Annotated in this window: 12 protein-coding genes; 10 read left to right on the top strand and 2 right to left on the bottom strand. The window is 59.2% G+C overall.

The features are described 5' to 3' along the window. From flgC to flgE, 3 genes are read left to right on the top strand one after another with little or no spacing between them, the layout of a single operon-like run. Window positions 1–444, top strand: a complete 444-nt coding sequence (gene flgC / locus IF654_RS16450) for a flagellar basal body rod protein FlgC (RefSeq protein ID WP_047276817.1) — start codon at window positions 1–3, stop codon at window positions 442–444. A 15-nt stretch (window positions 445–459) separates the two neighbouring features. After that, the gene (flgD, locus tag IF654_RS16445) at window positions 460–1,188 is read left to right on the top strand and encodes a flagellar hook assembly protein FlgD (RefSeq protein WP_047276815.1); all 729 of its coding nucleotides are present in this window, start codon (window positions 460–462) and stop codon (window positions 1,186–1,188) included. A 29-nt stretch (window positions 1,189–1,217) separates the two neighbouring features. Then, a complete protein-coding gene (gene flgE / locus IF654_RS16440) occupies window positions 1,218–2,546 on the top strand; it encodes a flagellar hook protein FlgE (protein WP_047281033.1) in 1,329 nt (442 codons plus the stop codon). 214 nt (window positions 2,547–2,760) lie between these two features. Here the strand turns inward: flgE and IF654_RS16435 are convergent, their stop codons facing one another. Next, window positions 2,761–5,646: a ribonucleoside-diphosphate reductase subunit alpha gene (locus IF654_RS16435; protein ID WP_047276812.1), complete on the bottom strand. Its 2,886-nt coding sequence runs from the start codon at window positions 5,644–5,646 to the stop codon at window positions 2,761–2,763. Between the two features lie 125 nt (window positions 5,647–5,771). Here IF654_RS16435 and IF654_RS16430 point away from each other — a divergent pair, with 125 nt between their 5' ends. Next, a complete protein-coding gene (locus IF654_RS16430; RefSeq protein ID WP_141228740.1) occupies window positions 5,772–5,981 on the top strand; it encodes a hypothetical protein in 210 nt (69 codons plus the stop codon). 355 nt (window positions 5,982–6,336) lie between these two features. On the opposite strand, the gene bglX is transcribed toward IF654_RS16430, so the two are convergent. Continuing rightward, window positions 6,337–8,628: a beta-glucosidase BglX gene (gene bglX, locus IF654_RS16425; RefSeq protein ID WP_083333338.1), complete on the bottom strand. Its 2,292-nt coding sequence runs from the start codon at window positions 8,626–8,628 to the stop codon at window positions 6,337–6,339. Between the two features lie 262 nt (window positions 8,629–8,890). On the opposite strand from bglX, the gene IF654_RS16420 reads away from it, so the two are divergent. The 6 genes from IF654_RS16420 (at window position 8,891) to IF654_RS16395 (ending at window position 13,327) form a co-directional block, all read left to right on the top strand. Next, a complete protein-coding gene (locus IF654_RS16420) occupies window positions 8,891–9,502 on the top strand; it encodes a LemA family protein (protein ID WP_047276808.1) in 612 nt (203 codons plus the stop codon). A gap of 65 nt (window positions 9,503–9,567) precedes the next feature. Next, window positions 9,568–10,311, top strand: coding sequence for a TPM domain-containing protein (locus IF654_RS23135; protein WP_047276805.1), 744 nt, complete (start codon window positions 9,568–9,570; stop codon window positions 10,309–10,311). Between the two features lie 27 nt (window positions 10,312–10,338). Beyond that, complete coding sequence (locus tag IF654_RS16410) at window positions 10,339–10,953, top strand: TPM domain-containing protein (RefSeq protein ID WP_194862224.1); 615 nt, start codon at window positions 10,339–10,341, stop codon at window positions 10,951–10,953. A gap of 107 nt (window positions 10,954–11,060) precedes the next feature. Beyond that, the gene (locus IF654_RS16405; protein ID WP_047278048.1) at window positions 11,061–12,278 is read left to right on the top strand and encodes a class I SAM-dependent methyltransferase; all 1,218 of its coding nucleotides are present in this window, start codon (window positions 11,061–11,063) and stop codon (window positions 12,276–12,278) included. Between the two features lie 146 nt (window positions 12,279–12,424). Further along, complete coding sequence (locus tag IF654_RS16400; protein WP_047276800.1) at window positions 12,425–13,006, top strand: DJ-1/PfpI family protein; 582 nt, start codon at window positions 12,425–12,427, stop codon at window positions 13,004–13,006. Between the two features lie 15 nt (window positions 13,007–13,021). After that, window positions 13,022–13,327, top strand: a complete 306-nt coding sequence (locus IF654_RS16395; protein ID WP_047281031.1) for a ribbon-helix-helix domain-containing protein — start codon at window positions 13,022–13,024, stop codon at window positions 13,325–13,327. The last annotated feature ends 32 nt before the right edge of the window (window positions 13,328–13,359 follow it).

The raw sequence follows: 13,359 nt of genomic DNA, 5'->3' as shown, positions 1-13,359 counted from the left end.
ATGTCTCTAGCCAGTGTTTTCAATATTGCCGGTAGCGGCATGAGTGCTCAGACCACGCGCCTGAACACCGTGGCCAGTAACATTGCCAACGCCGAAACCGTGTCGTCGAGCATCGACCAGACTTACCGCGCACGGCACCCGGTGTTTGCCACCATGTTTCAAGGTGCGCAAAACGGCACAGGCGATTCGCTGTTCCAGAATCAGGATGCCGCCGGGCAGGGCGTACAAGTACTGGGCGTGGTCGAAGACCAGAGCAACCTCGAAGCCCGCTACGAACCGAACCATCCTTCTGCCGACGCCAAGGGGTATGTGTACTACCCCAACGTCAACGTGGTTGAAGAAATGGCTGACATGATTTCCGCCAGTCGTTCGTTCCAGACCAACGCAGAAATGATGAACACCGCCAAAACCATGATGCAGAAGGTCCTGACCCTCGGTCAGTGATAAGGAACGACGCAAATGAGTGTGACCGATTCCGTCAGCAACAAGACCCTTAATCAGGTGCTGGCCAACTCCTCTCAGGCCAAGGCCACGGACACCAGCCTTGCGGCTGCTTCCAAGGCCGTGGCGGGCAACAGCAAGGCATTGGGCAAAGATGCGTTCATGCAATTGCTGGTCACCCAGTTGAAAAACCAGAACCCGCTGGACCCGCAGGACAACACCGCATTCGTTGCGCAGTTGGCCCAGTTCAGCAGCCTGGAAGGCATCACGTCCCTGAACGAATCGGTGACGGCCATCACCGGCGGCTTGCAATCCTCGCAGGCGCTGCAGGCTTCGTCGCTGGTAGGGCGTTCCGTGATCGTGCAAACCGGTGAAGCCTTGGTGGACCCTGCCAGCGAGAAGCCGTTCAACGGCACCGTGGTGGTCAAAGATGCTAACTCCTCACCCACCATCAAGATCACCGATGCCGATGGCGTTGTGGTCCGAACCCTCGAAATGGGCGCCCAGAAAGCGGGCAATGTCGATTTCACCTGGGACGGCAAAAACGATGACGGTGAACTGATGCCCAAGGGCAACTACACCTTCACCGCGTCGACAAAAACTGACACCGGAACCACGGCCCTCACCACGTACCTGCCCGCCACTGTCAACAGTGTGACGCTGAGCAAGACGGGGGGGGAAGTGATGCTCAATCTCGCAGGCCTGGGCAGCATTGGCATGTCCAAAGTCCAGACCATTGGCCTCTAAGCCGACTCATACGCCTTAAGGAGTGCAACATGTCTTTCAATATCGGCCTTAGCGGCCTCTATGCGGCCAGCAAGCAACTCGACGTGACCGGCAACAACATCGCCAACGTCGCCACATCCGGCTTCAAATCGTCCCGTGCCGAGTTCTCGGACATTTACTCGGCCAGCAAGCTGGGCATTGGCAGCAAAACCATCGGCAGCGGTGTGAACCTGGCCAACGTCTCGCAGAACTTTGGTCAGGGCGCTATCAACAACACGGGCAACCTGTTGGACATGGGCATCCAGGGCAACGGTTTTTTTGTGCTGAGCGACAACGGCTCCCTGAGCTATACCCGTGCCGGTACGTTCAAGGCCGATAAAGACGGCTTCGTGACCAACACCGACGGGACCGCGCGCTTGCAAGGCTATGGCGTTGACGCCAACGGCAAGATCGTCAACGGCGTACTGACCGACCTGCGCATCGACACCTCGAACCTGGCGCCACGCGCCAGCGGCTCGGTGGAATCGACCATCAACTTGAACTCGACCAGTGATGTGGTCGATCAGGTGGCCAACAAGTTCGATCCGCTGAAGTCCGAGAGCTACTCCAGAAAATTCTCCACCACCATCTACGACACTCAGGGCAACCCCCATGAGATGGATCAGTACATGGTGAAAACGGACTCCAACACCTGGAAAGCCTACACCCTCGTCGATGGCCGCAACCCGGACGGCAGCCCGGTGACGGGAACGGGCGCCAAGGACCCAGTGCCTTCGACCATGGTGTTTGATTCTGCAGGCGCCCTGACCAGCGTCACCACGCCAAACCCGGTGCCGGGCGAACCGGACATCATCAGCAGCACCTTGACGGTGACTGACTGGGTGCCGGGCGCCACTGTCAACGGTGCGTGGGTTTCTAACGGTGCAGCCGCCAAAGATGGCGGTATTGCCATCAACATGGCCAAAACCACCCAGTACAACACTGACACCTCGCGCAACCCGCCGACTCAGGACGGCTACGCCACTGGCCAGATCACCAACCTGACCATCGATGGCTCGGGCGTGATGTTTGCTAACTTCAGCAACAACCAGAGCCGTGCCATCGGACAGATCTCCCTGGCCAGCTTCACCAACGAACAAGGCTTGCAGCCTGTGGGCGGCACGGCGTGGAAAGAGACATTCGCTTCGGGCCAGGCCGGTTACGACGCACCGAAGGTCGGTACCCTGGGGGCAATCCAGTCCAACTCGCTGGAAGACTCCAACGTGAACCTGACCAACGAGCTGGTTGACCTGATCAAGGCGCAAAGCAACTACCAGGCGAACGCCAAGACCATCTCCACCCAGAGCACCATCATGCAGACCATCATTCAGATGACCTGATGGGCGAATGCGTCTTCAAAAAGCCCCTCGAGTGAGGGGCTTTTTTTCGCCTGCAGATTCATCACGGCCTGGCACGGAGCTCCGCGTCATAGCTGTTCGAGTCAAGGGGCGCTGGATTTTTCACCCGCCAAAACAAAACCCCCGTTAAACCCAACTGTTGCCAGGGTTTAACGGGGGTTTCAGTCAAGCGGTGTGACCCGCTGGACAGCTCAGCTTATTGACACGCTTCGCAATCCGGCTCGTCAATGGCGCATGCTTTTGGCACCGGAGCCGGGCCCGCAGGGGCGGCGGCGACGTCTTCACTTTTGTTGCCGCTCGATACGGCGTTGAGCTTGCCAGTGTTGACGGTGGACTTCTCGGTGCTGGTGGCAGCCAGGGCACGGAGGTAGTACGTGGTTTTCAGGCCGCGGTACCACGCCATGCGGTAGGTGACGTCCAGCTTCTTGCCCGAGGCGCCCGCGATGTACAGGTTCAGCGACTGAGCCTGGTCGATCCACTTCTGGCGGCGGCTGGCAGCGTCAACGATCCACTTGGTGTCGACTTCAAACGCAGTGGCGTACAGCTCTTTGAGCTCTTGCGGGATGCGTTCGATCTGCTGCACGGAACCGTCGTAGTACTTCAGGTCGTTGATCATGACCGAGTCCCACAGGCCGCGGGCCTTGAGGTCGCGAACCAGGTACGGGTTGATCACGGTGAATTCGCCCGACAGGTTCGATTTCACGTACAGGTTCTGGTAGGTCGGTTCGATCGACTGCGAGACGCCAGTAATGTTGGCAATGGTCGCGGTCGGTGCGATGGCCATGATGTTGGAGTTACGAATGCCTTTCTGAACACGGGCGCGAACCGGTGCCCAGTCCAGGGATTCGTTCAGGTCAACGTCGATGTACTTCTGGCCGCGCTGTTCGATCAGGATCTGTTGCGAATCCAGTGGCAGGATGCCTTTGGACCACAGCGAGCCCTGGAACGTCTCGTAAGCGCCACGCTCGTCAGCCAGGTCGCAGGACGCCTGAATGGCGTAGTAGCTGACCGCTTCCATCGACTTGTCGGCAAACTCGACCGCTGCTTGCGAAGCATACGGAATGTGCTGCAGGTACAGCGCGTCCTGGAAGCCCATGATCCCCAGGCCGACCGGACGGTGCTTGAAGTTCGAGTTACGCGCTTGCGGCACCGAGTAGTAGTTGATGTCGATCACGTTATCGAGCATGCGCACGGCCACGTCGATGGTGCGCTTGAGCTTGGCGGTGTCCAGCTTGCCGTCCACGATGTGGTTCGGCAGGTTGATCGAGCCCAGGTTGCAGACCGCGATTTCATCCTTGTTGGTGTTCAGGGTGATCTCGGTGCACAGGTTCGAGCTGTGAACCACACCCACGTGCTGCTGCGGGCTGCGCAGGTTGCACGGGTCTTTGAAGGTCAGCCATGGGTGGCCGGTTTCAAACAGCATGGACAGCATTTTGCGCCACAGGTCTTTGGCCTGGATGGTCTTGAACAGCTTGACCTTGCCCGGGTACTCGGTCAGGGCTTCGTAGTACTCGTAACGCTCTTCGAAGGCTTTGCCGGTCAGGTCGTGCAGGTCCGGTACTTCGGAGGGCGAGAACAGGGTCCACTTGCCGTCATCGAAGACGCGCTTCATGAACAGGTCAGGGATCCAGTTGGCGGTGTTCATGTCGTGGGTACGACGACGGTCATCACCGGTGTTCTTGCGCAGCTCGATGAACTCTTCGATGTCCATGTGCCAGGTTTCAAGGTAAGCGCACACGGCGCCCTTGCGCTTGCCACCCTGGTTCACGGCGACGGCGGTGTCGTTGACCACCTTGAGGAACGGCACCACGCCCTGGGATTTGCCGTTGGTGCCTTTGATCCATGAGCCGAGCGCACGTACCGGGGTCCAGTCGTTGCCCAGGCCGCCTGCGAATTTGGACAACATGGCGTTGTCGTGGATCGCGTGGTAAATGCCCGACAGGTCGTCCGGCACGGTGGTCAGGTAGCAGCTGGACAGCTGTGGACGCTGAGTGCCGGCGTTGAACAGGGTCGGTGTCGACGACATGTAGTCGAAGGACGACAACAGGTTGTAGAACTCGATGGCGCGGTCTTCTTTTTGCTTCTCTTCGATCGCCAGGCCCATGGCCACACGCATGAAGAAGATCTGCGGCAGTTCGAAACGCACGCCATCCTTGTGGATGAAGTAACGGTCGTACAGGGTTTGCAGGCCTAGGTAGGTGAACTGCTGATCGCGCTCGTGGTTGATCGCCTTGCCCAGTTTTTCCAGGTCGAAGGTGGCCAGCACCGGGTTCAGCAGGTCGAACTCAATACCTTTGGCAATGTAAGCAGGCAGCGCCTTGGCGTACAGGTCGGCCATCTCGTGGTGAGTGGCGCTTTCGGCAACATTGAGGAAATTCAGGCCTTCGGCACGCAAGGTGTCCATCAGCAGGCGGGCGGTCACGAACGAGTAGTTCGGCTCACGCTCAACCAGGGTGCGGGCCGTCATCACCAGCGCGGTGTTGACGTCGCTCAGGGCCACGCCGTCGTACAGGTTTTTCAGGGTTTCGCGCTGGATCAGGTCGCCGTCCACTTCTTCCAGGCCTTCGCAGGCCTCGGTGACGATGGTGTTTAGGCGGCCCATGTCCAGCGGCGCGAAGCTGCCGTCGGCGCGGGTGATGCGGATCGACGGGTGCGCTTGCACGGCGTCTTCGGCCGGTGCGCGGGTGGCGCGCTCCTTGGAGCGGGCATCGCGGTAGATCACGTAGTCGCGGGCCACTTTCTGCTCGCCGGCACGCATCAGGGCCAGTTCAACCTGGTCCTGGATTTCTTCGATGTGGATGGTGCCGCCCGAAGGCATGCGACGCTTGAAGGTTGCGGTGACCTGTTCGGTCAGGCGGGCAACGGTGTCGTGAATGCGTGACGAAGCGGCTGCATTGCCGCCTTCAACTGCAAGAAACGCTTTGGTGATGGCGACGGTGATCTTGTCATCGGTGTAAGGAACGACGGTTCCGTTACGCTTGATCACGCGCAATTGGCCTGGCGCAGTTGCCGACAGATCCAGATTTGAATCGTTCTGCGACGCGGTGCCCTGCGAGTTCTCGCGAGTTGAGTCGGTTTGCATGGGTGTCTCCACATTCTCTATGTTTATTTGGGCGCCTCAAAAAGGTGCCCACCGTTCCGTCCTGACGCACTACAACCGGGGATAAACCGGGCATAACGACCTCGGGACGTACAGAAAGGGGTGTTTTGGCCGCTTCCTTGCCGAAGTCTCAGATTTGCGCATACCGCCTCAAATCTTATTCCTGGTGGGTGACAGTCTTTGTACTGCAACACCCGGGCCGCTTTCCGCGCCAGCGCTGGAAAACGGTTGCCATCCGCATGAGCGGTTTGGGCTTTGAAAACGCTGTTTGGTTCAACCCGACAGGGGCGAGAAAAGCACTTGAAATTCTCGGCTGAGTTGTGTTGGGTTTTTGCCCTAAAACCCTATATGTGGGGTCTTTTGGCGGAATTGATACAAGATATGCGTTTTACAGGAGGTGTGCAATGCACCACCTGTGGATAACCCTGTGTGTAATTTGTGTATGAACCCTCGAATCTCCACGTAGGCCGCATGACACCGGCATTCCACCGTCTGTCACTGTTTTTGCCGGGATGAAATCGGGCGCGCTGGATTTTGAGGGCGCGAACCCTACCACAAAAAACAGCGCTGTCCGAACGCATTTTGAGGCGGGCGCAAAGATCGAAAAGGTCAAGCGGATATTGCGCTCAAGAAGTGCCGGGAAGACCGTTCAAAGCCTCCCCGGCGGCGTCGTCAGAGCAGTTGGAAACTCGTCTGCTGGACGTTTTGCGAATCCAGGCCAATTTGCACGTTGAATTCGCCGGGTTCGGCAGCGTACTGGAGTTGGGTGTTGTAAAACTTCAGGGCGTCTTCGTCGATGCTGAACTGCACGACCTTTTCTTCCCCCGGCTGGAGCATCAGCTTCTGGAAGTTTTTCAGCTCTTTGATGGGGCGGCTCATCGACGCACTCACGTCCTGTATATAAAGCTGCACCACGGTTTCACCGGCGCGCTGCCCGGTGTTCTTCACCGTCACGCTGGCCGTCAGGGCTGACCCTGGCTTGAGGGTGTTGGCCGACAGTTGCGGCGCCGACACACTGAAGTCGGTGTAGCTCAAGCCATAACCGAACGGGTAGAGCGGGGTGTTCGGGGCATCGAAATACTGCGAGGTGTAGTTGCCCGGCTTGCCCGGCGTGAACGGTCGACCGATGCGCAGGTGGCTGTAGTAACTCGGAATCTGGCCCACCGAGCGGGGGAAGGTGATCGGCAGCTTGCCCGAGGGGTTGTAGTCACCGAACAGCACGTCGGCAATCGCATTGCCGCCTTCTGTGCCGCTGTACCAGGTTTCCAGCACGGCATCGGCCTGTTGCACCTGATCGCCGATTGACAGCGGGCGGCCATTCATCAAGACCAGCACCAGCGGTTTGCCGGTGGCCTTGAGGGCACTAATCAACGCGCGTTGCGTCGCAGGCAAGTCGAGGTCGGTGCGGCTGGCCGCTTCGTGGGACATGCCCCGGGCTTCGCCTACCACGGCCACAATCACATCGGCCTGTTGCGCCACCTTGACGGCTTCATCGAGCATCGCTTGCGCCGGGCGCGGGTCGTTGGTCAGGTCGAGCATGTTGGGGTTGGAGTAATTGAGGTAGTCGACCACGGCCTGATCATCGGTCACGTTGGCACCACGGGCGTAGGTCAGCGTGCCCGGTTTGCCCACGGCAGCGCGCAAGCCTTCAAGCACGGTCACCGACTGCGCGGGAACCCCGGCGCCCGACCAGCTGCCGAGCATGTCGATCTTCGAATCGGCCAGCGGCCCGATCAACGCGATGTTCGCCCGCTTGTTCAAAGGCAGGGTGCGCGATTCATTCTTGAGCAGCACTTGGCTCTTGCGCGCCACTTCGCGGGCCTCGGCCCGGTGCAGGCGACTTTCGGCATTGATGTCAGCCGGGTCGTCTTCGGCTTTGCCGATACGCAGGTACGGGTCTTTAAACAGGCCCATGTCGTACTTGGCGCCCAGCACTTCACGCACCGCGTTGTCCAGATCGCTTTGTGGCACTTTGCCGGACCTGATCAAGCCCGGCAGCTCCTTGCCATACACCAGGTCATTCATGCTCATGTCGACCCCGGCCTTGATCGCCAGCGTGGCGGCTTCACGCTCATCCTTGGCCACGCCGTGCTTGATCAGTTCCAGAATCGCGCCGTGGTCACTGACCGCCACGCCTTTGAAGCCCCATTGCTTGCGCAACAAATCCTGCATCAGCCAGGTGTTGGAGGTGGCCGGTACACCGTTGATCGAGTTCAGCGCCACCATCACGCTGCCCGCGCCAGCGTCAATAGCGGCGTGGTAAGGCGGCAGGTAATCCTGAAACATGCGCGTCGGGCTCATGTCGACGATGTTGTAGTCGCGGCCGCCTTCGACGGCGCCATACAGGGCGAAATGCTTGACGCTGGCCATGATGTTGCCGGGCAGGGCCGGGGACACGCCTTGATACGCCTGCACCATGACTTTGGCGATGCGCGAGACCAGGTAGGTGTCTTCCCCGAACCCTTCAGAGGTGCGCCCCCAGCGCGGGTCGCGGGCGATGTCGACCATCGGGGCAAAGGTCAGGTCAAGGCTGTCGGCGCTGGCTTCTTTGGCCGACACCCGACCGCTCAGGGCGATGGCGTCCATGTCCCAGCTGGAGGCCAGCGCCAGGCTGATCGGGAAAATGGTGCGGTGCCCGTGAATCACGTCGTAGGCAAAAAACATCGGGATTTTCAGCCGGCTGCGCATGGCAGCGTCTTGCATGGGGCGGTTTTCGGGGCGCGTCACCGAGTTGAACGTGCCGCCGATGCGGCCTGCCGCAATTTCCGTGCGAATCAACTCTCGCGGCATGTCTGACGCAATGCTGATAAGGCGCAACTGCCCGACTTTTTCATCGAGGGTCATCCGGTTCATCAAGTCCGTGATGAACGCCGCTTTATGCTCCAGCGCGACGGACGGGGTCTGCGCCCACGCGCAGGAACTGGCCAGGCTGATGGCGATGCCCAGCAAACACATTTTTCTCATGGAATTCTTCTACGCAGCCGCTCACATAAAGCGAGGAAGCCCTGCGCTCTTGAAGCGATATTGTTCTGGATTGGGATAGGGACTACTTAACCTAAAGAATTACCCTATCTTTAGTAGGAGTAGCCCTACATGCGAGAAGTCTTTTATCTGATTCGTTGCCCGCAATCCAGTGCTGCTGGCGATATTCAATGAAGGCGATGGAGTTTTTCTCGGGCAGGCGGTGTCTATGAATTCAATGCGATCATTTTGGAGCGTCACGACCATGGGAATACAACGCGTACAGGCCGCCACCGGCTGGAAAGTCATGGCGTTGCTGCTGATGAGCAGCGTCTTGGCCGGATGCGGTATCAACACCATTCCGACCCTTGACGAGCAGGTCAAGGCGGCCTGGTCACAGGTGCAAAACCAATATCAGCGTCGTTCGGATCTGATCCCCAACCTGGTAGAGACAGTCAAGGGCGCGGCCAAACAGGAGCAGGCGACGCTGACCGCAGTGATTGAAGCGCGGGCCAAGGCCACCTCGATTCAAGTGGATGCCAGCACCCTCAATAACCCTGAAAAACTCAAGCAGTTTCAGGATGCGCAAAATCAGCTGACTGGGGCCTTGAGCCGATTGATGGTGGTTTCCGAGCGCTACCCGGACCTCAAATCCAACCAGAACTTCCTCTCGTTGCAATCGCAGCTCGAAGGCACGGAAAACCGCATCAGCGTGGCCCGTCGCGACTTCATTCTCGCGGTCGAGCGCTACAACACCGAGATCCGCACCTTCCCGGGGCGTCTGTGGCATGCCGTGATGTATAGCGATTTGCCCGTGCGTCCGACGTTCGAAGCCACCAGCCCGGACGCCGACAAAGCGCCTGAAGTGAAGTTCTGACGCTCGGCCCGTGTGCCAGCCTGTGGCAGCGGCCACAGGCGCTGTGTCCCATTGATGAGGTGCTAATGCGCGTATTGAAACCGGGTCTTTGCGTGTTGCTGTGGCTTTTTATGGCCACGGCGCACGCGTTGACTTTTCCCGCGCTCAGCGGCCGCGTGGTCGATGACGCCCACATGCTCGACCCCGCCACGCGTCAACAGCTGACGCAAACCCTTGAAAGCCATGAAAAAGCCACGGGCGAGCAAGTGGTGGTGGTCACCGTGCCTGACCTGCAAGGCACCTCCATTGAAGACTTCGGTTACCAATTGGGGCGCGCCTGGGGCATCGGGCAAAAAGACAAGAACAACGGTGCATTGCTGATCGTCGCCCGCGATGATCGCAAACTGCGCATTGAGGTCGGTTATGGGCTGGAAGACCGCCTGACAGACGCGCAGTCGTCCGTCATCCTCAACCAGGTCATCACCCCTGCGTTCAAGGCGGGCCAGTTCAGTCAGGGCATCAGCGACGGTGTGGCCGCGATGCTGCATGTACTGGGCGGCGATCCCCTGGCAGAACCGGCCTACGCCAGCGGCCAGGGGGAGGGCAGTGATTTCATGGCCGAGCATCCCTTTGTCGTACTGCTGCTATTTGTCCTGTTTGTCATAGTGGTCGCCGCCTGCCAGTTTTATGGCATTTGTACTGCCGGGGGCTCAGGCGGTTCGCGCTCCGGTGGCTTTGGCGGGGGCGGCTTCGGCGGTGGCCGAGGAGGTGGCGGCTTCAGTGGCGGTGGCGGCAGTTTTGGCGGCGGCGGTGCTTCTGGCGGCTGGTAATTCATTTTTAGACGAGCATTGATCCCCATGGCTTTACTCACACAAGCGCAACAACGGCAGGTCGAAGACGCCGTGACCCGTGCCGAACAACGCACAGACGCCGAAATCGTCACCGTCCTGGCGCCGCGCGCAGACGACTACAGTTACATCCCCTTGTTGTGGGCGAGCCTGATTGCGCTGCTGGTGCCTGCACTGGTGCACTTCTTCATGGCCGGTATGCAGACGTATTCCTTGCTGATGCTGCAATGGGCCACATTCGTGGTGTTAAGCCTGATTTTTCGCATTCCTGCGATCACCACGCGGCTGATCCCGCCCCGCGTACGGCACTGGCGTGCGAGCAACCTGGCGCGCCGCCAGTTTCTTGAGCAAAAACTGCACCACACCGAAGGGCGCACGGGCGTACTGATTTTTGTCAGCGAGGCCGAGCGCTACGTCGAAATCATCGTGGACGAAGGCATTTCCCGGCATCTGGACAACAGTGACTGGGGCACCATCGTCAGCGATTTCACGCGTCGCGTGGGGCTGGGCCATACCGCCGAAGGGTTCATTGCCTGCATCGACGCCAGCGCTGAACTGCTGGCCACCCACATCCCGAAAACCCATCCGCGTAACCAACTGCCGAATCGGTTGGTGGTGTTGTAATTGACGCCCCTTGAAATAACCCCGTGCTCATGGCGGCCAACACGCCTAAAATGGCCGCCATTCCTTTCCTGATTTCCCCTCCTGCATCCCCCGAGGCGCTTTTTTCAATGTCAGTGACTGCTACCACCGCCGCGTCTGCGCCGGATCATCGTGCGCAATTTTTGAACCTGCTGGACACCGGCCTGGCGCAAAACTCGTTTATCAAGCTGGTGCTGGCCAAGTACGTGGGGCCTGAGCCTGAGCTGCAGCGGGTCATCATCAAGCAGGTCACGGTCAAGGATCAGCCTTGCCTGTCGTTTGTGTACCGCTACAAAACCCGCGATATCACCAAGAATTTACCGCTGGACGAGGCGGTGACGACGATTGCCGGTTTGTTGCCGCAAGCGTTCAAGAACGCGCACCTGCTGACCCTGACCGACGAAGTGCAGCTGGAGTACAGCAAAAAAGGCAAAAGCTCACTGTTCAAGGGCAAAAGCCAGCACGCGCGGGAAGTGCCGTCAGCTGAGCATAATCGTGAGAAAAATCGCTTTCTGGACCTGACGCGTCCGTTTTTGGCTGATCTGGGCGTGACCAATAAACAGCAAGAACTGATCCCGGCCATGTCGCGCAAGTGGAAGCAGATCAACAAGTTCATTGAAGTGTTTTCCCACGCGCTGAGCAGCTCGCCGCTCACGCTGGATCAGCCGGTCAAGGTGGTGGATTTCGGTTCGGGCAAGGGCTACCTCACGTTTGCGATTCACGATTACCTGCGCCACAGCCTGCACGCTGAAGGCGTGGTCACCGGCGTTGAGCTGCGTGAAGACATGGTCACGTTGTGCAATAACGCGGCGCAGCGTCTGGAGCATCCGGGCCTGAGCTTTCTGCATGGTGACGTGCGCAGTTTTGCACCGACGCCGATTGACGTGATGATCGCGCTGCATGCCTGTGACATCGCCACCGATTACGCGATTCACATGGGCATCCGCTCGGGCGCCGCGATCATCATGTGTTCGCCGTGCTGCCATAAGCAGATCCGCCTGCAAATCCAGAGCCCGGCGCTGCTCAAGCCGATGCTGCAATACGGCCTGCACCTGGGCCAGCAGGCCGAGATGGTGACAGACAGCCTGCGGGCGTTGTTTCTGGAAGCCTGCGGTTATGACACCAAGGTGTTTGAGTTCATCTCGCTGGAACACACCAACAAGAACAAAATGATCCTCGCGGTCAAACGCGCCGAGCCTGTAGACCCTGCGCAGTTGCTGGTGAAGATTCAAGAACTCAAGGCGTTCTACGGCATTGAGGAACACTGCCTCGAAACCCTGCTCCGGGCCGATGGGTTGCTGAAGTAAGCCTGTGTAGTACCGGGTTATTACCCGTGTAGGTACTCAGTGACTACTCTTGTGGGGTTTCCGAGCTTTCGAAAACCAACGATGACCCGCAGGCCTGCCTCCGGCAGCGCCTGCCAGGGCAATCCTCACTCACGGGAGTACGCGACATGGCGGCGAAAAAAATTCTGATGCTGGTGGGCGATTACGTCGAAGACTACGAAGTGATGGTGCCGTTTCAGGCGCTGTTGATGATCGGCCATCAGGTGCACGCCGTCTGTCCGGGCAAAACCTCGGGGCAGACCGTGCGCACGGCCATTCATGACTTTGAAGGCGATCAGACCTACAGCGAAAAGCCCGGCCACCTGTTTGGCCTGAATTGTGATTTCGACACGGTCAAGGCGGGCGACTACGACGCCTTGTTGGTGCCAGGTGGTCGTGCGCCGGAATACCTTCGCTTGAATGAAAAAGTACTTGAACTGGTGCGCGACTTCGACAAGGCCGGTAAGCCCATCGCTGCGGTGTGCCACGGTGCGCAGTTGCTGGCGGCGGCCGGGATCCTGGAAGGTCGCGAGTGCAGCGCCTACCCTGCGTGTGCCCCGGAAGTGCGACTGGCGGGCGGTACGTTTATGGATATCGACGTCAGCCAGGCCCATGTGCAGGGCAATTTGGTCACCGCGCCTGCCTGGCCCGCGCACCCTGCGTGGCTGGCGGCGTTTGTGAGCCTGCTGGGCACCACCATTACCGTGTAAGACGAGGGCGTGACCATGTGTGAACTGTACGTCAAAGCCGATCCGATTCTGTACGAGTCACGCTCGCGATCGTTGCGTATCGGTGGCGTGGTCACGACGTTGCGTCTGGAAAACCAGTTCTGGGACATCCTCAGTGAAATCGCCGACGCCGATGGCATGACCACCAATCAACTGGTGGCCAAGCTCTACGAAGAAGTGATGGATTACCAAGGCGAAGTGGTCAACTTCGCCTCGTTCCTGCGGGTCAGTTGCACCCGTTACCTGAGTCAGCGTCGGGTGCCGTCGATCGGTTTGAATGTGGTGCCGCGCAAGCACGGTTGATGGTCGTGCTCGCCGCAGCGGCCAGGGTCGCT

The sequence above is a fragment of the Pseudomonas lundensis genome, from assembly GCF_015377145.2.
GTDB classification, from domain to species: Bacteria; Pseudomonadota; Gammaproteobacteria; order Pseudomonadales; family Pseudomonadaceae; genus Aquipseudomonas; species Aquipseudomonas lundensis.
Note: the sequence above shows the minus strand (reverse complement) of the source record. Positions and strands in the feature narration are given on the sequence as shown.